Below are 22,234 nucleotides of genomic sequence, written 5' to 3'. Positions count from 1 at the left end.
TGCTTTCAAAGGTGAGAAGAGAGTCGTCCGCAGACCACGGCTCTCCTCCGTCAGTGCTGCTAGACTCGTCCCGATTCCCAATCAACTGCGAGGCTTTCATGTCCCGGATCGCCGTCATCGTAATCGACGTGCAGCAAAAGTTTTTCAGCGGCCAGGCGGCCGCGTATCGTGCCAACGACGTCATCGATGGCATCAATCGAGTCACGGGAGCGGCGCGCAGCAAGAATGCCCCGGTGTTTTTTGTGCAGCACGAGAGCGATGCGAACGGGCCACTGGCGCACGGCAGCGACGCGTGGCAGTTACCCGCCAGCCTGGTTCGCGAGCAGAATGACGTGACTATCTTCAAAACTGTCGGCGATTCGTTTCAAAACACTTCGCTTGCCGAGCAACTCAGGGAAAAGGATATCGACAGCGTGATGCTGTGCGGGTATGCATCGGAGTTTTGTGTGAACGCCACGGCTCGCCGGGCGGAACTACTTGGCCTGCGCACCATGATAGTGTCCGACCTTCACACGACCCATGACAAGCCGCATCTCACCGCAGACAAGATCGTCGAGCATCAGAACTTCGTTGGGGCGAATTCGTCGATGTCAGGCAGACGAGTCAGAGTCCTTGGCCTAGCGGACGTTCTGGAAACGGAGCTCCAACGGACGTGATGAAGCGTCGCGTAGACGCTCGGCACTCCGGGCCAGAACCAGCCTGTCACTTCAGGCGCTGATCGGCCAGGAAGGGACGGTCGACGTCAACGTATAGATCGTCGACAATTGACGTGCAAGTCATTGGGATGGCTTTGACCGCCGAACGTGGGCTACAGATTCGGCAGCGGTACTTTTTCGCGATGTGCTCCGTGAGCATCGGCATCGCAGGGGCCGCACCGGTGAAAGGGGAGTCGAATGACGATTGAATACTTTGCAGAGAGCAATCCCGTTACCCGAAACCTGCCGCGCTCGCTCGCGACAAAAGCCGGCGGCCTGGTGTTTGTATCCGGTCAGGTGGCCAGAAAGGAAGACGGCAGCATCGTCGATGGCGGGATAGAGGCGCAGGCGCGCCAGACATTGAAGAACGTCGCGCATGTACTGGCGCTTGCGGGTTGCACACTTGAGGACATCGTGAAAACCACCGTCTGGCTTGAAGACACCCGCGACTTCGATGAATTCAATCGCGTCTATGCAGAATTCTTCCCCGGGCACAAGCCGTCACGTTCCACCCTACAGGCGACGAACATGGTCGGCACCAAGATAGAAATCGAGGCGATCGCATTTAAGCCCTGAACTCCGCATGGCGGATCATGCGCAACCTTCAAAGTCCGCTTTTGCTTCGAGCGAGTGGCGGCTGCGGGTCGACTTGCGGCGGTGGTCGTCGGCCCGGGTTGCTAGCACGATGCGGTTGTCTTGGCGTCGGTGTAGGCGAGTTTCGCCCACGCGAACGCCTGCGGGCCCATCAGTTCCTCGCAGCAGTCCGTGTAGGCGCAGAAGTGCTCAAAGTCATCCATCGCGGTATGGCCGCGATCGTTCGGTTCAAGCGGCACCGTTTCGAGCAGATTTTCCAGCAGTTCAACGGGTTTCTGGTAGCACATGGCGCGGCCCTCCGACGTTCAACTCGGTCGACTACCACAGGCGATTTCCGCGCGAACGTCGCGGCGCACCGGAATACGGTCGAACTGCCGCAAACATAAGCCAAGCAATGCTTTCAGCGCGTTTTTAGAGTTATTTATAGTCGACACGACATCACACAGAACGCGTCGTCGCGCGCGGCATGCACGGCCGCGTGCAGCGCGAAGCCGGTAGCGTTCACCGGATGTTCGCTGGCGCCGACGATATTGCCCGCAATGTCGATTTTCACGAGATTCGACGCGCATACCTCATCGAACGCGAGGCTGAACGGATTGATCAGGAAGTGGCCCGGTTCGCCGGGCACGCTCGCGGAAATATGTGTGTAGATCAGATCGTCCCAGCCGTTGAGCGCGGCGAGTCGATAGGCGGCGGCCAGATCGATGCGGGTTTGCTGTTCCGCTTCCGACAGCGGACCGGACTCCGCGATGCGGCCGGCGGGTGAGTGGGCGAATCACATATCTATCTCCTGTCGGCCGGAGTGAGTGTTTCAGCACTGACTCCAGCGCCATGCGATTGATCGCCAAGGCAAGAAGGTTGCTGAATGGGAGGCCGCGCGACGCGGGAACCGGCTTGGGATGCTACCGCACAATGCCGCGCCGTTGGCGACAGCGCACGACCCATTCTTGCGTTACGCGCTGCGGCGCCCGAGCGACTGGATGGTCCACGTTGCGAGCACGAACGGCGCGGTCATCGTAAGCCAACCGCAATGCAGCGCGGCCGCTTGCAACAGCACCGACATCGCGATGCCGCCGAGCCTCGCTGCGTAGCCCGAGTCGGCTAGCGCGAGCGCGGTCAGCGCACCGTTGAACCCCCACAGGCCGGCGTCGAATGAAGCAACGCTCGCGCCGAGCAACAGGTGTGCCGCGCTCGCCAATGTCGCGCCGCCCAGCGCATAGAGCGCGTGTTTGCGCGAGGCGGCGGCAATCCCGAGCAGCACCAGCACGCCCGCTGGCGCGCCCGACGCGAAGCCGGTCTGCGCAACGCCCGCGAGCACGCCGCTGACGAACCGCATCGCGTCGAGCGGATGAGCGGCGTCGGGACCCGCCGACAAGGAACGGCTCGCGATCAGCGGCAACCATAGCCACGTGACGATCAGGCACGGACTCGACAGATAACCGAGCCCACGCACACGCAACCAGCGCGACCACGGTCGCAGCAGCCATGCGGTGGACGTCGCCGCAAGAATCGCGACGGCCGACGCGCGCGCCGGATCGCCGATGAAGCTGAACGCGGCGAGGCCCGCGAGCGCGCCGTTGAAGCCGGGCAGGCCAGCAACCAAGTCGGCGTCGGCCGAACCGGCGAGCATCGCGCTGACGTTGGCCGCGATCGCGCCGAGCAGCGCGGCGCACACGAGACGCGGCTCGCTCACCAGCCACGCGCCGAGCATGCACGCGCCGGTCGCGGCGTTCGATTGCAGCACGATCTGGCCGAGACTGCGCAGCAGCGTGCGCAGCGGGGCGCTGAACGAGGAAGAGGGGGCTTCGGTCGCGGCGGCGTGCATCGGCGGCGGGTTCGGAGTCACGACAAACCGCGAGCATAGTCGAGCGGCCAACATTCAGGCATCTCGCGCGTTGATACTGGCTATTTGCCGGCCGTAAGCGCCTGGGTCGGGATTGACTCGCGCGCGCACTTTCGCGCTACGATGAAAGGCCGGCGCGCCCACTGCGCCGTTTCGCGAGGAGACGCCGATGCGTGAATTACGATGGGCCTCGGAAGAGGGCGACGGCATCGAACATCTGGTATTCGATGCGCGCGACGACGGCTTCGCCGTGGAAAGCGTCGTGATCGGGCAGCGCTATGGCAAGGCGTACGGGCTGCATTACACGGTGCGCTGCGACGCGCGTTGGCGCACGCGCTATGCGCACCTGAAGATCGTCGGCGGCGGCGAGCTGGAATTGCATGGCGATGGCGAAGGCCATTGGCACGACGGGCACGGCCTCGCGCTGAGTGCGATCGAGGGCTGCATCGATATCGATATCGCCGCGACGCCGTACACCAATACGTTGCCGATCCGCCGGCTGAAACTGGCCGAGGGCGAACGTCAACCGATCGAAGTCGCGTACATCTCGACGCCGGACTTGCAGGTTACGCGCGCCGAGCAGGCATACACGTGCATCGAGTTGAATGGCGAGTACCGCTACGAAGGCATTTTTCGCGAGTTCACCGCCAATATGCGCGTGGATAGCGATGGCCTCGTGATCGACTATCCGACCTTGTTCGCGCGTTTGCCGCGCGCGCGTTAGGTTTAGTCTTCGGCGTCGCGGTTGCTACGCCGCGCCGTGCGCGCGGCGGCCTACCCGTGCGTGCCGCCTGCCGCGTTTGAAACGTCGTCGGGCCCGGTCGATGCGCCGCGGCCGAGCGTGCGTTGCATCAGTGTCGTATCGAGCCAGCGGCCGTGCTTGTAGCCGACCGCCTTCAACGTGCCGGTCAGCTCGAAGCCGAGCTGCGTATGCAATGAGAGCGAGCCGCCGCTGCCGCCATCGGCGATCACCGCGATCATCTGACGCCACGGTCCGGTCTCGCAACGATCGATCAGCGCCTGCAGCAGCAAGCGTCCGATGCCGCGTCCGCGATATGCGTCGTTCACGTAGATCGAGTCTTCGATCGTGTTGCGATAGGCGGCGCGCGGGCGATACGGCGTCGCATAGCAATAGCCGGCGACCTCGCCGTCGATCTCCGCGACCATATACGGCAGTCCGTGGCTGCGCACGCTTGCGAGCCGCGCGCGCAAGTCGTCGACGGACGGCGGGGTTTCTTCGAACGACGCGACACCGGTCAGCACGTGATGCGCATAGATCGCCTGGATCGCGGGGAGGTCAGCTTCGGTGGCGTCGCGGATCAGCGGGGCGTCGAGCGGAGGGCGGGGTGAACTCATGCGTGGTCCGGTCGTGGCAGGCTCAGTTTGGTGGAAGCCTTCACTATGCCTGTGGCCGGCGCGGATTTGAAGCGGGTCAAAGATCGAATTGGTCGAACTCGCTCTGCAACTCGCGATTGCGCGCCACGCGTTCGTCGATAGCCGGCCCGCGCCGTTCGACGACCGCCGAGATCAGCAGGTTGAACAGGCACGTCAGCGGCGCGAGCGAATCCCAGAACTGACCGACGTCGGTCTTCACCTGCAGCAGGTCGCCGTCGAAATCGCGCGCCCACGGACAGTAGATATCGGTGACGAGCGCTAACGGCAGACCGCGTTGCGAGGCCGCCTGGCAATAGCGTCGCGCGATCGTCGAATAGGCGCGCGTGTCGGTGACGATCAGATACGGCGTGCTGAACTCCGAGTTCAACGAATCGACGTAGGAACCCGACATGCCATCCGAATAGAACACGCGCGGGCGGATGTATTCGAGGTAGCTGTAAAACGCGTTGCTGATACCGCGCGTCGACTGGATGCCGAGGATATATACCGCATCGGCGTTCGCGATGCGCTCGGCGACGCGCGCGAAGGCCGGCGAGCGCGCGAGTTCGTATATGTGCTGGATCGCGCCGATCTCGAGCTCGAGCGATTGGGCGAGCGCCGCGTCGCGCGGCGAAGCGCCGTCAGCGACGCCCGGTTCATGCGGCTCACGGGTTTGCGTGCTGTCGCTTGGGCCACGGCGGAACGCGTCGAGCCGGTCCGTAATCAGCCAGGGCCGCTGCTGCGTGCCGCGCAGCTCGCGTTTCAGATCGTCGAGATTGCGATAGCCGACGCTGCGCAGGAAGCGGCCGACCGAAATGCCGCTGGTGCCGGCTTGCTGCGCGATCTGGTCGGCGGTCTCGAGGCCGAGCCGGTCGAGGTTCGCGAGCATGTAGCTGGCGACGCGTTTCGATGTCGGCGTGAGTTCGGCAAAACGGGCTTCGACGGTTTGGGCAAAAGCGGTCGTCATCGTCAGTCGCGGCGCAAGGCGCTGGTTGTGCCAATCTGCGAAATGATGACATATCGACCCACGACTCGCGCGATTCGATCCTGAAAAAAGACGGTTCGCCGTGCGCTGGTCGAGCCGCGTCAGGCCGCCCGCCGCGCCGGCGCCGCGCGCGAAAAATGCCGAGCGCCCGCCACGCAGGCGACCACGATCACGGTGACGATGATCATCGACGGCGGGACCTGTTCGTGCAGCAGCACGCCGGCGAGCAGAAGCCCGAAAAACGGCTGCAGCAACTGTAGTTGACCGACCGCCGCGATACCGCCGAGCGCGAGTCCGCGGTACCAGAACACGAAGCCGATCAGCATGCTGAACAGCGACACATACGCGAGTCCCCACAGCGCGGCGGCGCCGACACCGTCGAACGACACGGGGCGCGTCCACCAGGCGAGCGGCAGCATCAATGGCAGCGACAGCACGAGCGCCCACGAAATCACCTGCCAGCCGCCGAGGTGACGCGACAGCCGCGCGCCTTCCGCGTAGCCCAGCCCGCACACGATGATCGCCGCGAGCATCAGCGCGTCGCCGAGCGGCGACGCGCTGATGCCGTGCCGCAACGCGAACGCGGCCACCGCCGCGCTGCCGAGCGCCGAGAACAGCCAGAACGCCGGCTGCGGCCGCTCGCCGCCGCGCAGCACGCCGAAGATCGCGGTGGCGAGCGGCAGCAAACCGATGAACACGACCGCATGCGCAGCGCTCACATGCCGCAGCGCCAGCGCGGTCAGCAACGGAAAACCGACCACGACGCCGAGCGCGACCACCACGAGCGGCAGCAGATCGCGGCGCTGTGGGCGCGTCTCGCGGAACACCAGCAACAATAGAAGACCGAGAACGCCCGCGATCGTCGCGCGCGCCACGGTCAGAAACACCGGATCGAGCCCCTGCACGGCAAGCCGCGTGGCCGGCAGCGAACCACTGAAAATCAGCACGCCTGCGAAACCGCTGAGCCAGCCGTTGGTGGTCTTGTCCATTGCGTACATCCCTGCGCTCAAAGAGTCACATGATGCGCGCCGCCGCCATAAACGTTAAGCTACAGATCAGTACAATTCGCACAAACTGTACCGAACATGGAGCAGTACAGATGGCGGGAAGCGACAGCAACGAGACGGTGCCGGGCACGCGCGTCGGCCTCGTGATGGACAATCTGCGCGAGCGCATCGCGAGCCGCTCGCTGATGCCGGGCGCGCGCGTCCCGTCGATTCGCGCGATGACCGACACGCTCGGCGTGTCGAAGTCGACCGTGGTGGAAGCCTACGACCGTCTCGTCGCGGAAGGGGTGATCGTCGCGCGGCGCGGCTCAGGGTTCTTCGTGTCGGGCCATGCGCCGCCGCTGGCGCTCGCCGATCTCGGCCCCCGGCTCGATCGCGAGGTCGATCCGCTGTGGCTCACGCGGCAGTCGCTGGAGACCGGCTCGAAAGCGCTGAAGCCAGGCTGCGGCTGGATGCCGGCTTCGTGGCTGCCGGAAGACGGGGTGCGGCGCGCGCTGCGTGCGGTCGCCCGTGATCCGCAGTCACTGCTCGCCGACTACGCGAGCCCGGCCGGCTTGCCGGCGCTGCGTCAGCAGCTTGCGTGGCGGCTCTCCGCGCACGGCGTCGATGCGCCGCCCGAGCAGATCCTGCTGACCGACGGCGGCACCCATGCGCTCGATCTCGTGTGCCGCTTCCTGCTCGAACCGGGCGATACGGTGTTGATCGACGATCCGTGCTACTTCAATTTTCAGGCGCTGCTGCGCGCGCATCGCGTGCGGATTGCGAGCGTGCCGTACACGCCGCAGGGACCGGATCTCGCGGCGTTCGAGCGCGTTCTGGTCGAGCAGCGTCCGCGGCTCTACGTGACCAACTCGGCGATCCACAATCCGACCGGCGCGACGCTCGCGCCGGCCGTCGCGCACAGGCTGCTGAAGCTCGCTGGGGAGCACGATCTGCTGATCGTCGAGGACGACATCTTCGCGGACTTCGAAGACGAACCTGCGCCGCGACTCGCCGCGTTCGACGGACTCTCTCGAGTCGTGTCGATCGGCAGTTTTTCGAAGACGCTGTCGGCGGCGGTGCGCTGCGGCTATATCGCCGCGCGAGCCGAATGGGTCGAACCGCTGATCGATCTGAAGCTCGCGACGTCGTTCGGCAACGGCCAACTCGCCGCGAGCGTCGTGCATCGGATGCTGGTCGACGGTACCTATCGGCGTCATCTCGAGGCGATGCGCGCGAAGCTGGCCGATGCGATGGGAGAGACCATCAGGCGACTCGGCTATGGGGGCCTCGATATCTGGACACGGCCGCGCGCGGGCCTGTTCGTGTGGGCGCGCTTGCCCGAGGCGCTCGATGCCGCCGACATCGCCCGTCATGCGTTGACGGCGGGCGTCGTGCTCGCGCCGGGCAACGTGTTCAGCGCGTCGCAAGCGGCGGCGGGCTTTCTGCGTTTCAACGTGTCGCAATGCAATCGCCCGAAGGTGTACGAGGCGTTGCAACGGGCGATGGATGCGTGCGCGGTGTCGGCCGACGCAGGGCGCGAGCGCGTCTGAAACGAACTAATCGAATCAGGCGCGCGCGGTCCTAGCTACGGCGTTATTTGCACAGCAGAAGCATCCGCTCCTGTTCCGAGCAGGGCGTGTGCGGTTTCGGCGCGGGTTGCGCGGCCGCCGCGCTCATCGCCGCGGTGCGGTTCGCGAGACACGCGCGCAGGTGCTTCTCGACCGGACCGTAGTACTTCCACCCGCGTACGAGCGTCGGCAATTCGAGCTTCACCTGTTTCCATTTCGGATGGCCGTGCTCCTGCAGATTGTCGAAGTTCGCGCACAACGAGTCGGCGAAATGATTCAGATTGCTGACGGTGTCGCGCAAGCCATAGTCGTAGGTGACCAGAAACGCTTTGACCGTGAGGCCCGGCACGTCTTCCTTCAGCCAGCCTGGATAGCTGCTCTGACGGATCGTCGTCGGAAAGTAGGTCTGCTTTGCGCGGTTCGTCTCCGGCGCGTTGGGATCGGCGGGCAGCAGACGCAGTTGTGACAGCAGGTCGGGCTTCATGCTGGTGAATAGATTCGCGGGTTGCCCGACCACGATGATCGCGACGTCGATTTTCTTCACGATCAGCGCGGCCAGCGCGTCCTCGTTGCTCAGATGCACGACGTTCTGCTCGGGAATCGGCTGGCCGAACATAAGGCGGTAGAGCGTCGTCGCCGACTGCGCGGTGCCGCTGCCCAGCAGGCCGACGCTGATGGTCTTGTCCTTGATGTCGGCAAGCGTTTTCAGCGGCGAATCCGCCCGCACGACGACGTTAATTTCCTCGTCGTAGAGCGGCATGATCAGTCGCAACGGCCGGATCGTCGTGCCCGCATCGGGATTGCCCGTGTTGGCCATGTCGATGAACGCCTGGTACACGTCGGACTGCACGAGCGCGAGCTTCACGCCGGGCTCGAAACGCATGCGCTGCACGTTCTCGGCCGAGCCTTTCGACGCCACCACTTCGAGGTCGATGCCGACCGGCTGGGCCACCCATTTCGACAGGTCGTTGCCGATCTGGATATAAGTGCCGCGCTCAGGCCCGGTGACGATCTTGTAGTGGGCCGGTTCCGCGCCGGCCAGCGAACACACGACCAGTACCACCAGCCCCAGCCAGCCCGCGAGAAGTCTCTTCAGCATGGTCATTCTACCTATCGGTCAGGTTGATCCCGCTTCACGCGTGGCGCGTGGAAGCACCAGTGATCCGGTTGCCATGTCATGTTCAAACTGCTGTCAGGGCCGCTCCGTCTGTTGCCGCTCAGAGGGCGAATGATTATGTGGGAATCGGCACAGACGGCGGCCATTCGATCTGGTATGCGAAGCAATGTTTTTGCGCGACGGCGGAGTCGTTCGCGTCTCCGCGATCCTGAGCGGAGGGTTGCGTCGCGCTTGAGCGCTAGTTGCTCCGCGGCGTCGCGGTTCCTACGACGCCGGCGTTCGTTGCCGTCGCGGCAAGCGTGCCGTGCTCCAGCATGCCGGCGGGCAGCGGTACCTGCAATTGCGCCTGCGCGAGCGGCGCGCCCGGTGCGGCGTCCGTTGCCGCATGCGGCGGAGTCAGCGGCGCCCAGCCGGTCTCGCGAATCACGCGCTCGAGGATCACTTTCGCCGCGTCGTTGCTGCTGTCGATCGCGAGCGCCTCGTTCGCGTGCTGACGCGCGCACGGCCACGACTGCTGCGCGACGCAGACCTGCGCGGCCTGCAGCGCGGTATCGCGACGCTGGACGAGCGGCCGCATCTGATCGGCCAGAACCTGCGCATCGCTGTTTCCCGGTTGTAACGTTTGCGCGGCAACGAGAGCGGCCTGCGCGGCGGACAGGTCGTTGGCGCGGAACGCGGTCCTCGCGACCTGCAACGCCTGTGCGGCGTCGTGGAATGGCGTCGCGGGCCGCACGGGCGTCGTGGCCAGCGGCGGCATGACAGGCGGCGCAGCCGGTGTCGCTGGAATGACGGGAACCGCGGGCACGACGGGCGCGGGTTTCGCCGCCAGTTCGCTCACGGGCGGAGGCGCAGGCCTGGCCGCGGCCGGCGGGTGCGCGGTCTGTGCTTGAGCCATCACCGGCGCGGACGCAAGCGGCGCGATCATGCCGGTCGTCGTTGTCCGTACATCCTGAGTGATCTGCTCGACGCCCTTATCTTCCGATTCGCCACCGTCGCTGAATAACATATAAGCGATATACGCCAGGCCGATCGCGATGACCGCGCCGATCACGTATAGCACGCGCCAGATCGTCTGCGCAGTGTTGCGCGGCGCGTACATCGGATCTTCGTAAGGTGGGATGGCGGTGTCGGCCGACACGAGCGCCGTGTGCATGATCGGCTCGCTCTGCAACAGAGATTCGGACGCCATCGCGGCCGAGGCGATGACGGGCTCATCCCGTGTGCCGAACTCGTCGTCGAAGCGGGGCAGCGGCTTGTGCGTGGCGCTCGCGCGGCTGCCTGGAATACCGGTGCGGATGTGCGGATCGTCTTGCTCGAACGGATGCGCAGCGCCACAGTAGGGGCAGGCGTCGACTTGTCGGTACAGTGCGCCGCCGCAGCGTTTGCAGGGCGTGGGGAAACTTTGGCCGGTTGCTGTCTGGGTGGACATGCCGTGGACCCACCTTTGGAAAACGATGCCGTAAAGGCATGCTCCGGATCGTGTTGAGGCAGGAGCCTTGTCCGCGGAATCACGATCCACATGCGCCGGAGGTCGCGGAGACGTAGGCCGCGCCTGCGTTTCCACGGTTTCCAATATGTGATGTTTCACGGGGGACGTCAACGCGGTAGGCCCCTGGATTGTGTGCGCTACCGCTCATTCGGAGGTATGAAGAAACTTTGCCGATACGCTCAAAAACGAATGTATGTGTCTGTTGTTTCACGACAAATGCACGGGCGCACCCCATTTAGTGAGCGCGACAAAAAAACAACGAGGCCGACGCGCTGCGCGTGCGGCCTCGTGATCGCCCGGCTGTTGGATGCTTGACGGTAAGCGTTTGCATCAGCATCCGGATCAGGCGCAGAAGAACGCTCAGTGCCTGCGCAACGGATGATCCTTCAGCAGCCATGCCAGCGCGAAGGCGAGCACCACGACGCATGCGGCCGACAGATACACGGTATGCAACGCGCCAGCGAACGCATGCAGATAGTCATTGCGCAATGCTTCGGGTAGCTGATGAATCGCGGCGGGACCCAGGGCCTGCGGAAGTTCGGTATCGGGCGGGATCAGCTTTTCGAGGCGTGCGGCGAGTCCGTTCGAAAACACCGCACCGAAACCGGCCACGCCGATCGAGCCGCCGATCGAGCGAAACAGCGTGACGCCCGACGTCGCCACCCCCATATGCTTGAACTCGACGGTGTTCTGGACCGCGAGGACCAGCACCTGCATCACCATGCCGAGGCCACAGCCGAGCAGGCCCATGTACAGATACATCACATGAATCGGCGTATCGATCTGCAGGCGCGCGAGCAGCAGCATCGCCACGGAGACGAGGAACGTGCCAATGATCGGGAACAGCCGATACTTGCCGATCTTGCTGATCAGACGGCCCGTCACCATCGACAGAATGAACAGGCCGCCCATCATCGGCAGCATCTGCATGCCGGCTTGCGACGGCGTGGAGCCCTTCACGACCTGCAGATAGAGCGGAATGAACGTAACGGAGCCGAACAGCGATACACCGATGATGAAGCTCACGAGGCTGCTGATCAGAAACGTGCGCTGCTTGAACAGTCCGAGCGGCATGATCGGCTCGACCGCGCTGCGCTCTTCGTGAATGAAGCCCCAGATCGCTACGAGGCCCATGCCGAGCGTGAACCACAGTTGTGGCGAGGTCCACGGCAGGATCGTGCCGCCCTGGCTCGTGAACAGGATGATGCAGGTCAGCGCGCCGGCGAGAAAAGCGGCGCCCATGTAGTCGATCGTGTGCTTGACGTGGCGCACGTGCGGCTTGAACACCGCGCCGATCACGATCAGCGACAGGATGCCGAGCGGCAGGTTGATGTAGAAGATCCAACGCCAGGTCAGATGCTCGACCAGAAAGCCGCCGAGCAACGGACCGATGACGGTGGCGAGACCGAAGATGCCGCCGAACACGCCCTGATAGCGGCCGCGCTCAGCGGGCGGAATCACGTCCGCGATCGCCGCCATCGTCACGACGAGCAGGCCGCCGCCGCCGAGGCCTTGCAGCGCGCGCAGCACGATCAGCTGACTCATGTTTTGCGCGATGCCACACAGCGCCGAGCCGACGAGAAAGATGACGATCGCCGTCTGCAGCACGATCTTGCGGCCGAACAGGTCGCCGAACTTGCCGTACAGCGGCACGACGATCGTCGAGCTGAGCAGGTAGGCGGTCACGACCCACGACAGGTTATTGAGCCCGCCCAGATCGCCGACGATGGTGGGCAGCGCGGTCGACACGATCGTCTGGTCGAGCGCGGCGAGCAGCATGACCAGCAGCAGCGCCGGAAACAGCAGCCGGATCGGCGGATGATCGGCTGCGTCTGCGGCCGAGGCCTGGCGGGGTTCCTCGGGCGCGGAGTCGACGGACAGGGTCGTAGCGGGTTGTTCCATGGCGGCAACGCGTTGAAATTAATTAACTGAACGATTAATATAGGCGACATCGCCTCTCACGTCAAATTCAATGCAATGACAAGGATCTCGTCTGATGACGCCGCGGCGGACCACGTCGTGACAGATGCGGGGCCACCCGCGCGAATTGCCGCGAAAAAGCGTGGCGCGTCGAAGCCCAAACTCGAGGCGACGCAAGCGGATACGCAAACCGCGAATCTCACAAGCGGCGCGCCAACCGGGTCGCCCGCCCGCCGCCCCGGCCGGCCGACGGGCGCCGCGCGCGGCCCAGAGCAACGTGCGCGCTTGCTCGAAGCTGCGCTGACGTTGTTCGCAAGGCAGGGCATCGTCGAGACATCGCTCGGTGAGATCGCCCGCGAGGCCGGCTTCACACCCGCGATGGTGCACTACTACTTCAAGACACGCGATCAACTGCTCGATGTGCTGATCGACGAGTGTTTCGCGCCGTTGCGCGCAAGCCTCGGCCTGCCCTTCCAGGAAAATCCCGACGATCCGGTCGCGGCGATCACGCAGTTCACCGAGCAGCTCGTGCAGATCGCGAGCGATAACCCGTGGTTCGCGTCGCTATGGATTCGCGAAGTGATCAGCGACGGCGGTCTGCTGCGCCAGCGCATGCATGAGCGTTTCGGCTTCGCACATCAGAAGGAGTTGCTGCTGGCGATCGCGCGTTGGCAGAAGGAGGGGCGCCTGAATGCATCGCTCGAACCCGCGCTCGTATTCGTCACGCTGCTCGGCATGACGATTCTGCCGCTCGCCACCTCGAAGCTGTGGCGTAATGATCCGTTGCGCCGCAATATCGGCGGCGCGGAGATCGCACGACATGCGGTGGCGTTGCTGGTGCAGGGCATCGGGCCCGCCAAGGGCGCTTGAACCGGCGGCCGGTGTGGTGCACCGGTCGCCGTGTCGTTTGAAAAGGCCCCTAGATTTTGCGGTTTTTCTTCCACTCGTCGAACGCCGCCTTCGTCTCGTCGTTCGGCGGATAGGTGCCGGGTAGCGCGGCGCCGGCACGAATCCTTTCGGTCAGAAACGCTTCGAGCCGTTCCTGCTCGTTCGCGGCTTGCGCGACGTCGTCGGCCATCTTCAGCGGAATCACGACGACCCCATCCCCATCGCCGACGATCACGTCGCCCGGAAACACCGCGACGCCGCCACAGCCGATCGGCACGTTGATGTCGACGGCGTGATGGCGGATCAGATTGGGCGGCGCGCTCGCGCCGGCGCAAAACACCGGCATGTCGAGCGCGGCGATCGTCGCGCTGTCGCGCACCGGCCCGTCGGACACCATGCCGGCCACGCCGCGCACCTGCAAACGCAGCGACAGAATCGAACCGAACGACGCGCTGCCGCGCTCGCCGCGGCAATCCTGCACGAGCACATGGCCCGGCGGAATGGTCTCGACGCATTTGCGTTGCGCGTACTCAGGGTCCGCGAATAGCTCCAGCACGTCGATGTCTTCGCGCGACGGGATATTGCGCAGCGTGAACGCCGGCCCAACCAGATTCGCGCCGCGGCGCGGACCGAGCGGTGCGACGCCCTGCATGAAGGTATTGCGCAGACCGCGCTTGAATAGCTGCGTGGTCAGCGTGGCGGTGCTGACGTGACGAAGGATCTCGAGCGTCGCGGTGCAAAGCGCGGACGATGTGGCGGACATGGTGTCGGGTGGCCTCGGGTTAGGATGAGTGGAGAGTGGACATCGATAGACGCGTGCGGACGGCCGCGAACCGAAGCATGCCGCGCATGCGCGCCCACGATGATAGCGCCGCGGCGCCAACGGTTAGCGGGTAAGCGCCAATTCATCTTTGTGTCATCGACACGCGCGACCCGGCCCCTCTTCACGTGACGCGAACCCCTGCGTGGAGGCACGCGACATGCTTGCAGAGTCGTCGGATGCGAGCGGCGCAACACGAACGACAGCGCCGCGTCGCGCAAACAATACGAAGGACGGAATCGAGACCGGGCGGAGAAGGCCGTACGAACGGGGTTCATGCGAACCGCGCCGGAACATCGGGTGCCGGCAATCGGCGAGCCGCGGAAAAACTGCGGACACTCAGCAGCTAAATCGCGGCATGCGTCGAGCGCCGTTTTTTCATCGACGTGCAATTTTGGCGCGTTACCGTGCGCACGCGTTGTACTCGGGAAGGTGCTCAGCAATGTTTTACAATCGCGGACCTGTCTGCAACTCGGCGTGCGAAATCGAGTCGGAACCATGGACAGCAACACATCGGCCGCGCAAATCGGCGGCAATCAGCAGACTGAAACATTGGCCACTTCCGATGGCCTAACCGGTTTTCCAGAGCAACAACATACGATGAATGCAGCATTGAGGCTCGATCAGGCCACGATCGTGCTGGTAGAGGACGACCCCGACAGCCGGGAATCGTTGACCTTGCTACTCGAGGCGGAAGGCGCGAAGGTATGCGCGGTCGCCGATGCGGAAGAGGGTGTCGTGGCGGCGATGGAGTTGCTTCCCGACGCGGTCGTTTGCGACCTCGACTTGCCGACCATGGATGGCTTCTATCTGATCCAGCGGCTACGCGATCACGAGATTTGCGGCGGCCATTCACCCGCGGTGGCGGTGGCGCTGACCGGCCATACCGACGACGCATATCGCCTGCGGAGCATCGGCGAAGGCTTCCAGCATTTCATGACCAAACCCGCGTTGCCCGAAGCGCTCGTGACGTTGCTGCGCGACGCGATCGACGCCCGCGCGGCGGGGTGATCGCCGCTTCGTAGCGGGCTCGCAGCGGGCTTTCGTGGAGAGCGAGTAGTAGCAGGCCGGCGCGCGGTGGGAAGACGTCGTTTCGCGGAACAGCGCGCGGCCATCGACGCTTCGCAGCGCATCACACCGCGTTGCGCACCTGACGCGTAGCGCGCCGCTATTTCGCCGCGGCCACCGGCGCGGCTTCGCCAGCCATTGCGGCCGCCTGACAGGCCGCACAGAGGCCCTTCAACTCGATTTCGTCGCTCGCGAGCCGATAGCCCGCGTCTTCGATCTGCGCGATCAGGGCCTGACGCAGCTTCGGTTGATGCAGCTCCGTGACGCTGCCGCATTGCTGGCATACGACGAGAATGCCGTGCTGGCATTGCGTCAGATCATGGCAGACGGTGAACGCATTGATCGACTCGATCCGATGCACGAGTCCCGCCGACAGCAAAAAATCCAACGCGCGATAGACGGTTGGCGGCGCCGAGCCCGGGTGAATCTGGCGCATTTCGTCGAGCAGTGAATAGGCCTTGGTCGCGCGTCCCGAGTTCAGCAGCAGTTCGAGCACCTTGCGCCGGATCGGCGTGAGTTTTTCGCCGCGTTCGCGGCAATATTGCTCGGCCAGTGCGAGAGCCGCTTCCTGCGACGGCTGATGCACGTCGTGATGCACATGATGCTCGTGCGCATCGGCGGTGGAGGCGGCAGGTGCGGGAGTGACCGGATGGCCGGTTGCGGCGGGGTTGGCGGCGGGCTTGGCGGTTTTCATGCGTCGATTATAGAGGCATGCGGGGTGGGTCGCCGCGCCGGTCGGGGGATCGGCGCGGCACAGGCGCGGCACAGGCGCGCGGGCGGCGCTTACGAAGTCGCCAACGAACCGGCCGTTCAGGTCAACGGAAAATCCACGTACTTCTTGAAGCCGGTGCGCGTCGTCAGACGCGAATACCAGCGCTCCAGACTCGGCAGCGGCGGCCGCTGCAAACCGTCGAGGCCGAACCAGCGCTTCGCGTACGCGCCGATCACGATATCGGCGAGCGTGAACTTTTCGCCTTCGAGAAAGAAGCGGCCCTGCAGATGTGTGTCGAGCAGGCGCCACAGCACGGTGACCGCTTTCACGTCGGCGGCGAGTTTGGCAGCGTCGCGCTCGGCCTCCGGCGTGCGCACGAGCGACCAGAAAACAGGACGTTCCACCGGCTGCAGCGTCGACAGCGACCAGTCCAGCCAGCGGTCGATGCTCGCGCGCAGTTTCGGCTCGGCCGGATACAGCAGGCTCGATTCGCCGTATTGCATCGCCAGATAGCGCAGGATCGAGTTGGATTCCCACAGCACGAAGTCGTCGTCGACCAGCGTCGGGATCTTGCCGGTCGGGTTCATCGCGAGATAGTCGGGTTCGTTGTTGCGGCCGAATTGCAGGCCCGCGTCGATGCGGTCGAATGGCAGTACGAGTTCGTCGCAGCACCACAAAACTTTCTGGACGTTGACTGAATTGGTACGTCCCCAGATCGTAATCATCCGGTAAATCCTTTTCTCTTACGGTTGGCAAGCCGCGCCTCGCGCGCGGCGTTCAGCCAGTTACGATACACGATGCGCGAAGCTTTGCGCGGCATCCGAACGGCGCTCTGCGCGCGAGGCGGCACCCAGCCTCGCGGACGCGACGCCCGCCACCGCGTTGCGTACAATGACCGCACCCCGAATCGCGCACTGAGCCGACACGCGTGGACTCACGCATCCAAACCCAATAAGGCATCGCATGGCCCGCATTGTTCCCGACGACTGGAAGAGCCTCGAAGCGACCGGCGCGGCGGCGCGCGAACGCGAAACGCTCGCGCTGCTCGAACATGCACTGCCCGACGATTACACCGTCTATCACGGCGTGCATTGGACTCGCCTGAACCAGAACTTCTCGGTATTCGGCGAGGCCGACTTCGTGATCGTGAGTCCCGCCGGGCGTCTGATGATCGTCGAGCAGAAGACCGGCTTTCTGCGTGAAACGCCGAAGGGGCTCGTCAAGCTGTATCTGCAGACCGAGCGCAACGTCGCGATCGCGCTCGCGCATACGATCGAGAGTCTGCACCGGCGTTTTACCGCGGCGTTCGGCGCCGGCACGTATTTCATCGAGGAACTGCCGTACTGTCCCGATCACATCGTCAAGGATGCGGCGATCGCCGGCGTGAATCCCGCGCGCATCGTCGACGCGACGCGGCGCGAACGGCTCGCGGCGATCATCCGCGAAGCGCTGCCGGCCGATGAGCCGCGCCTTCCCAGCGCATCGAAAATCCATCACTTTCTCGCCGACGAACTCGCGCTGGCACCCGACACGAGCGCGCTCGTCGGCCAGGCGGGCACGCTCGTCACGCGCCTGTCGGGCGGACTCGCCACGTGGGCCCGGCGGCTCGAATTCGCGCCGTTCCGTTTGCGCGTGGTCGGCACGGCGGGCTCCGGCAAGACGCAACTCGCGGTGCAGGTGATGAAGGACGCCGTCGCGCGCGGCGAGCGGCCGTTGTACGTGTGCTTCAACCGGCCACTCGCCGATCACATTGCGCGGGTCGCGCCGCCGGAGGCGAAGGTCGCGAACTATCACCAGCTGTGCGACTGGATCATGCGCGACGCGGGCCGCGCGCCCGATTTCCAGTCCGCGCAGGTATTCGATCAACTGGAGGCTGGATTCGCCGACACGCCGATCGAGCCGCGCTGGCAGTTCGACGTGCTGATCGTCGATGAAGGGCAGGATTTCGAGCAGTCGTGGATTGCCTCGCTCGAGCGGCTGCTGCGGCCGGGCGGCGCGTGGTGGTGGCTCGAAGACCCGCTGCAGAATCTGTACATGCGCGAGCCGGTGTCGTTACCCGGCTGGGCCACGCTGAAGGAAACCACCAATTACCGCAGTCCGCGTGACATCCTCGACTATCTGCGCGATGTGGTCGGCTCGTCGGTGCCGCTTGCCGCGGCGCTCGCGTCGGGCAGTCCGTTCGACGGCTCAGACGTTTCGGTGTCGGTCTACGACGAAGCGCAGGCCGCTGAAAGCAGTATCGACGCGACCAAGCGCGCGATAACCCACGCGCTCGGGCTCGGCTTTCGCAAGCAGGACATCGTGGTGCTGTCGTTCCGCGGCAGGGACGGTTCGGCGATGAGCGCGCTCGATCATCTCGGACCGCATCGGCTGCGCAGCTTCACCGGCAAATACGATCTGTTCGGCAACCCGGAGTATCGCGACGGCGACGTGCTGTTCGAATCGATCTACCGCTTCAAGGGGCAGGCGGCGCCGTGCGTGATCTTCACCGAGATCGACTTCGACGCGTTCGACGAACGCGTCGCGCGCAAGCTGTTCGTCGGCGCGACGCGCGCGACGATGAAGCTGATCGTCGTCGCGTCGCAGCGGGCCGCGCGTCATTTGCAGTTGCGCGAGGGGAAGGACAAGTAGAGCGCTGAGCTCGGCTCAACTCCACGCCCTTGCGCTCACCAGCATCCCCGTGCGCGTCAGCGCATCCCACCAGATCACGCGCAACAAAGGCGCCTGCTGCGCGATCAGCAGCGCCTGCACCGGATCGCTTTCGACGAAGTGCGTGACACCCGAGCGCAGCGCCGCGCTTGCCTTGTGCGCGGCCGCGCCGGAGGGGCTGTCGTCATGCAGGCCGGGCGCGCGCATCACCAGTTGCAGATGAGCGAAGCCGTGTCGCGCGAGCCACGCTTCGGTGCGCGCGCGATCCATCTCCGGGCGGCCCGTGATGATCGTGCGCACGTGTTGCAGGTCGATGCCGGGCAGCACCTCGAACGGCAGCAGCGCGTCGCGCTCGGCGAGCGCGCCGGCAAGGTCTTCGTCGTAGCGCGCGAGCGGTACGTCGGGCAGCAGGATGCCGTCGAGGTCGATTGCGTAAGCCGCGTATTCGTGGTCGTTGGCCATCGCCGGCGCGGTGCCGGCTTCGACGCGTGCCCAGTCGTCGCGGTAGCGCTCGGTGTACGCCTGGCGCTCCCATGGAAAGAGGGCGAAGTAGCCGCGCGCGTCGATCGCGTAGTCGGGCTGCACGCGGCTCAGTTCATCGACCGCGGCGGTCAGCGTTTTGACTTCGAGCCCGTGCGACTGCAGGAACGCGATGCAATCGGCGAGCGTAAAACCGCGTCCGGCGATGTCCTCGCACAACAGCACTTTCGAGCCGGCGGCCGGGATCGGCAGCGTCGAATCCCATGCGACCGCGCGCGTCTGGCGATCGTAGCGCAGGAACGCGACCGGCGCGCCGACCGCGTGCGACACCATCAGCGCGAGCGGCGCGCCGCCGCGCAGAATGCCGAGCGCCATCGTGAAACGCTCGGCGAGCAACTCGGGTTGCAGCGATTCGATCCAGTGATCGAGCTGTTCGTACGTCAGGGGCAAGACCGGCTTGTTCATGACTATCGGGCTTTTGAGTCAGCGCATTTTGGCGATATTATGCATGCGGGTCAAAGGTCGCGTGTCGGGGTGGCACGCGTTTGACTGCACGGTATGGCGCAACACTTCGCGTGGCATAAGATCGGCTGACCGTGGCGCCGCCCACGGTCCGGCGAATCAACTAAAACGGATAAAAAAAGCAAATGGCCAACCTGATTGCAACGCCGCGCAATGCAGCCGGCGAAACCGGTGTGCCCTCGCGGATGCGCTGGCTAGCGGGGCTCGCGGGACTGATCGTCGGGCTTACCGTCTGTGGCGCGCATGCCCAGCCGGGCGTGCGGCAGTCGCCGGCGCTGGCGCTCGACGTCGAGGGCAAGATCGCCAACACCAACGACGCCGCGCATCGCAGCTATCACTTCGACGAGGCTCAACTGCTCGCGCTGCCCGTGCATACGATCACGACTTCGACCACCTGGACACCGCGCTCGACGTTCGCCGGTCCCAGGCTCGCCGACATCCTGAAGGCCGTCGGCGCGCGCGGCAGCGAAATCGAGCTTCACACGTACGACGATTACACCTACACGGTGCCGGTCGCGGACTGCGAACGCTACGGCGTGATCGTCGCGTACAGCATGAACGGCCAGCGCCTGAAACTCAGCGACTTCGGGCCGCTGTTTCTGATCTATCCGCGCGACGCTTTTCCGGATGAACTGACTGGCGCGGTCGGCGACTCGAAATTCGTATGGCAGATCAAGGCCCTCATCGTCAAATAGCGCGTCGTCCGTGGCGGCGCGCGATGTACGTGCTGATCTGGCTGATGGCGCTCGCCGCGCCCGTCGGCGCGATCGGCTACCTGCTGTATGCGAACCTGTTGAACCCGCGCGCGACCGAGCAGTTGACCGGCACCTACGATGGTTTCTACTGGGACGCCGCACAACTGCAGATCGCCTACGCTCGCTTCGAGAACCAGCTGCTGCTGTATCAGTCCGGCGCCGACGACGACTATCAGCGGTTGCTGCTGCGCTTCCAACTGCTGCAATCGAAGCTGCGCGTGATGGCCGGCTCGACGCAGCGGCTCTCCGCGCAGCTCGCTCTGTTGCAACGGCAGATCGACGAAATCAGGACGCTCGAGAATGTGCTCGACGACATCCAGCCCGAGATGGACGTACTGCCGCGCGACCGCACCCGTGCCGCGCGGATCGACGCGCAGCTGCGCCAGCACTGGAGCGAGGTCAACGATCTTGCGCTGTCGCGCCGTTTCGCCGATGTCGCCGACCGCGAAGCGATGAACCGCGATTTCATCGACAAACGCCGCCTCCTTTTCGCGGGTGGTCTGGTGCTGCTGTTGCTGTCGGCGGCGGCGACGCTGCTGCTCGTGCTCAACGGCCGGCGCCGCACGCGGCTCATGCGCCAGCAGCGCGCGGCGCTGGAAGCCGAGCATCAGGCAAGCCGCGCGGCGCGCGAGGCGAGCCTCGCGAAGGATGCGTTTCTCGGCATGATCAGCCATGAGCTGCGCACGCCGTTGCATGCGATCGTGTCGTCGGTGGAACTGCTCGGCTTCCACTATCACACGGAGGCCGACCGCAAGGTGATCCAGCGGCTCGAAACCGCGGCGCGCCATCTCGAAGCGCAGATGAAGGACCTGACCGACTACGCGCGCCTCGGCGCCGGCAAGCTCGAACTGCGGCACCAGCATTTCGAGCCGCGCGAGCTGCTGGCATCGATCGTCGATGAACACACGATGTCCGCCAAGGCGCGCGGCCTGAAGCTCGAAAGCGAGGCGAGCGGCGCGAGCGGGCTCGTCGAGTCGGACCCGCACCGCATCCGGCAGATCGTCAACAACCTCGTCACCAACGCGATCCGCTACACCGAGACCGGCACGGTGCGCGTCGAGCTGCGCCAGCAGCCGGCGCTGCTGGTTTTCGTCGTCAGCGATACGGGACCGGGCGTGCCGTCCGAGCAGATCCCGCTGATCTTCGAGGAGTTCACTCAGCTCGACGCGAAGCGCTCGCGCCGTTTCGAAGGCGCCGGCATGGGGCTCACGATCGTGCAAGGGCTCGTCAAGCTGTTCGGCGGCACGGTGGAAGTCGCGAGCACGGTCGGCGAGGGCACCCGCTTCACGGTGACGATTCCGGTCGTGCCGGTCGCCACCGTCGAGCCGGCCGACGTCGCGGCGCAAGCCGAGCCGGACGGCGCGCAACCGTGCGTGCTGATCATCGACGATAACAGCCTGATCCGCGAGTCACTCAGCGAAATGGTCGCGCACATGGGCTACGACTCGCTCGCACTCGGCAACGCGAACGACGCGCTCGCGTGGCTCGATACACACCGGTGCGAAGTGGTGCTGCTCGATCTGCATATGCCGGGGCGCGACGGCTACACGTTTCTCGAGGACTTCGCGGTGCGCGGTGGACCGTCGGCGGGCGTGCCGGTGATCGTGGTCAGCGCGTACGCGCCGGAGGTCGTGCGGGATGATGAAGGTGGGGTGACTGGCGCGCCGTCGGTGTTCGAGGCGCTGTTAAAGCCGGTCCATTACGAGGATCTGAAGCACGCGCTGCAGCGCGCGCTGGCGGCGCGGCATCAGGCGTGAGGGCGGCGC

General features: G+C 65.0%; 21 protein-coding genes and 1 pseudogene. 9 read left to right on the top strand and 13 right to left on the bottom strand.

What is annotated here, in order from left to right; translation table 11 throughout:
- The first annotated feature begins 98 nt into the window (after positions 1-98).
- Positions 99-656, top strand: a complete 558-nt coding sequence (locus AB3X86_RS28555; protein ID WP_368598604.1) for an isochorismatase family protein — start codon at positions 99-101, stop codon at positions 654-656.
- Between the two features lie 237 nt (positions 657-893).
- The gene (locus tag AB3X86_RS28550) at positions 894-1,271 is read left to right on the top strand and encodes a RidA family protein (RefSeq protein WP_368598603.1); all 378 of its coding nucleotides are present in this window, start codon (positions 894-896) and stop codon (positions 1,269-1,271) included.
- Between the two features lie 101 nt (positions 1,272-1,372).
- On the opposite strand, the gene AB3X86_RS28545 is transcribed toward AB3X86_RS28550, so the two are convergent.
- From AB3X86_RS28545 to AB3X86_RS28535, 3 genes and pseudogenes are all read right to left on the bottom strand, one after another.
- Positions 1,373-1,576 carry a hypothetical protein gene (locus tag AB3X86_RS28545; protein ID WP_368598602.1) on the bottom strand — a complete coding sequence of 68 codons (204 nt, stop codon included), beginning with the start codon at positions 1,574-1,576 and terminating at the stop codon, positions 1,373-1,375.
- Between the two features lie 149 nt (positions 1,577-1,725).
- Positions 1,726-2,040: pseudogene (locus AB3X86_RS28540) on the bottom strand (class II aldolase/adducin family protein); the annotation flags it as partial.
- 201 nt (positions 2,041-2,241) lie between these two features.
- Positions 2,242-3,114, bottom strand: coding sequence for an urea transporter (locus AB3X86_RS28535; RefSeq protein ID WP_368598656.1), 873 nt, complete (start codon positions 3,112-3,114; stop codon positions 2,242-2,244).
- Positions 3,115-3,301: 187 nt separating this feature from the next.
- Between AB3X86_RS28535 and AB3X86_RS28530 the strand changes: the two genes are divergently transcribed.
- On the top strand, positions 3,302-3,856 hold the full coding sequence (locus tag AB3X86_RS28530) for a putative glycolipid-binding domain-containing protein (protein WP_368598601.1): 555 nt from the start codon (positions 3,302-3,304) through the stop codon (positions 3,854-3,856).
- A gap of 50 nt (positions 3,857-3,906) precedes the next feature.
- Here the strand turns inward: AB3X86_RS28530 and AB3X86_RS28525 are convergent, their stop codons facing one another.
- The 3 genes from AB3X86_RS28525 to AB3X86_RS28515 all read right to left on the bottom strand — a co-directional run bounded on the left by AB3X86_RS28525 (position 3,907) and on the right by AB3X86_RS28515 (position 6,480).
- Positions 3,907-4,488: an N-acetyltransferase family protein gene (locus AB3X86_RS28525; protein ID WP_368598600.1), complete on the bottom strand. Its 582-nt coding sequence runs from the start codon at positions 4,486-4,488 to the stop codon at positions 3,907-3,909.
- 76 nt (positions 4,489-4,564) lie between these two features.
- The gene (gene sapR / locus AB3X86_RS28520; protein WP_368598599.1) at positions 4,565-5,473 is read right to left on the bottom strand and encodes a sap1 transcriptional regulator SapR; all 909 of its coding nucleotides are present in this window, start codon (positions 5,471-5,473) and stop codon (positions 4,565-4,567) included.
- A gap of 119 nt (positions 5,474-5,592) precedes the next feature.
- A complete protein-coding gene (locus AB3X86_RS28515; protein ID WP_176105720.1) occupies positions 5,593-6,480 on the bottom strand; it encodes a DMT family transporter in 888 nt (295 codons plus the stop codon).
- A gap of 110 nt (positions 6,481-6,590) precedes the next feature.
- Between AB3X86_RS28515 and AB3X86_RS28510 the strand changes: the two genes are divergently transcribed.
- A complete protein-coding gene (locus AB3X86_RS28510; RefSeq protein WP_368598598.1) occupies positions 6,591-8,030 on the top strand; it encodes a PLP-dependent aminotransferase family protein in 1,440 nt (479 codons plus the stop codon).
- A 43-nt stretch (positions 8,031-8,073) separates the two neighbouring features.
- Here the strand turns inward: AB3X86_RS28510 and AB3X86_RS28505 are convergent, their stop codons facing one another.
- The 3 genes from AB3X86_RS28505 to AB3X86_RS28495 form a co-directional block, all read right to left on the bottom strand.
- Complete coding sequence (locus AB3X86_RS28505; protein WP_176105722.1) at positions 8,074-9,147, bottom strand: TAXI family TRAP transporter solute-binding subunit; 1,074 nt, start codon at positions 9,145-9,147, stop codon at positions 8,074-8,076.
- 256 nt (positions 9,148-9,403) lie between these two features.
- On the bottom strand, positions 9,404-10,594 hold the full coding sequence (locus AB3X86_RS28500) for a hypothetical protein (protein ID WP_368598597.1): 1,191 nt from the start codon (positions 10,592-10,594) through the stop codon (positions 9,404-9,406).
- Positions 10,595-11,014: 420 nt separating this feature from the next.
- A complete protein-coding gene (locus AB3X86_RS28495) occupies positions 11,015-12,556 on the bottom strand; it encodes an MDR family MFS transporter (protein ID WP_368598596.1) in 1,542 nt (513 codons plus the stop codon).
- 117 nt (positions 12,557-12,673) lie between these two features.
- Here AB3X86_RS28495 and AB3X86_RS28490 point away from each other — a divergent pair, with 117 nt between their 5' ends.
- The gene (locus AB3X86_RS28490; protein WP_368598595.1) at positions 12,674-13,444 is read left to right on the top strand and encodes a TetR/AcrR family transcriptional regulator; all 771 of its coding nucleotides are present in this window, start codon (positions 12,674-12,676) and stop codon (positions 13,442-13,444) included.
- Between the two features lie 49 nt (positions 13,445-13,493).
- Here the strand turns inward: AB3X86_RS28490 and AB3X86_RS28485 are convergent, their stop codons facing one another.
- A complete protein-coding gene (locus AB3X86_RS28485) occupies positions 13,494-14,225 on the bottom strand; it encodes a ribonuclease activity regulator RraA (RefSeq protein WP_368598594.1) in 732 nt (243 codons plus the stop codon).
- Positions 14,226-14,780: 555 nt separating this feature from the next.
- Here AB3X86_RS28485 and AB3X86_RS28480 point away from each other — a divergent pair.
- The gene (locus tag AB3X86_RS28480; RefSeq protein WP_368598593.1) at positions 14,781-15,293 is read left to right on the top strand and encodes a response regulator; all 513 of its coding nucleotides are present in this window, start codon (positions 14,781-14,783) and stop codon (positions 15,291-15,293) included.
- 157 nt (positions 15,294-15,450) lie between these two features.
- Here AB3X86_RS28480 and AB3X86_RS28475 read toward each other — a convergent pair whose 3' ends face one another.
- Together AB3X86_RS28475 and AB3X86_RS28470 are read right to left on the bottom strand one after the other, a co-directional pair.
- The gene (locus AB3X86_RS28475) at positions 15,451-16,044 is read right to left on the bottom strand and encodes a Fur family transcriptional regulator (protein WP_368598592.1); all 594 of its coding nucleotides are present in this window, start codon (positions 16,042-16,044) and stop codon (positions 15,451-15,453) included.
- Between the two features lie 116 nt (positions 16,045-16,160).
- Complete coding sequence (locus tag AB3X86_RS28470; RefSeq protein WP_176123133.1) at positions 16,161-16,787, bottom strand: glutathione S-transferase family protein; 627 nt, start codon at positions 16,785-16,787, stop codon at positions 16,161-16,163.
- Positions 16,788-17,025: 238 nt separating this feature from the next.
- Between AB3X86_RS28470 and AB3X86_RS28465 the strand changes: the two genes are divergently transcribed.
- Complete coding sequence (locus AB3X86_RS28465; RefSeq protein WP_368598591.1) at positions 17,026-18,693, top strand: ATP-binding domain-containing protein; 1,668 nt, start codon at positions 17,026-17,028, stop codon at positions 18,691-18,693.
- A 15-nt stretch (positions 18,694-18,708) separates the two neighbouring features.
- Here AB3X86_RS28465 and AB3X86_RS28460 read toward each other — a convergent pair whose 3' ends face one another.
- Positions 18,709-19,656 (bottom strand): phosphoribosyltransferase, encoded by a 948-nt coding sequence (locus AB3X86_RS28460; protein WP_368598590.1) that lies wholly within the window; start codon positions 19,654-19,656, stop codon positions 18,709-18,711.
- 182 nt (positions 19,657-19,838) lie between these two features.
- Between AB3X86_RS28460 and AB3X86_RS28455 the strand changes: the two genes are divergently transcribed.
- Together AB3X86_RS28455 and AB3X86_RS28450 are read left to right on the top strand one after the other, a co-directional pair.
- On the top strand, positions 19,839-20,408 hold the full coding sequence (locus tag AB3X86_RS28455; RefSeq protein ID WP_368598589.1) for a molybdopterin-dependent oxidoreductase: 570 nt from the start codon (positions 19,839-19,841) through the stop codon (positions 20,406-20,408).
- Positions 20,378-22,225: a hybrid sensor histidine kinase/response regulator gene (locus tag AB3X86_RS28450; RefSeq protein ID WP_368598588.1), complete on the top strand. Its 1,848-nt coding sequence runs from the start codon at positions 20,378-20,380 to the stop codon at positions 22,223-22,225. The genes AB3X86_RS28455 and AB3X86_RS28450 overlap by 31 nt, the downstream gene beginning before the upstream one ends.
- Positions 22,226-22,234 lie beyond the last annotated feature (9 nt).

Source organism: Paraburkholderia sp. BR14374 (assembly GCF_040948685.1).
Classification (GTDB): Bacteria; Pseudomonadota; Gammaproteobacteria; order Burkholderiales; family Burkholderiaceae; genus Paraburkholderia; species Paraburkholderia youngii.
This window is presented reverse-complemented; position numbering and strand designations above follow the sequence as displayed.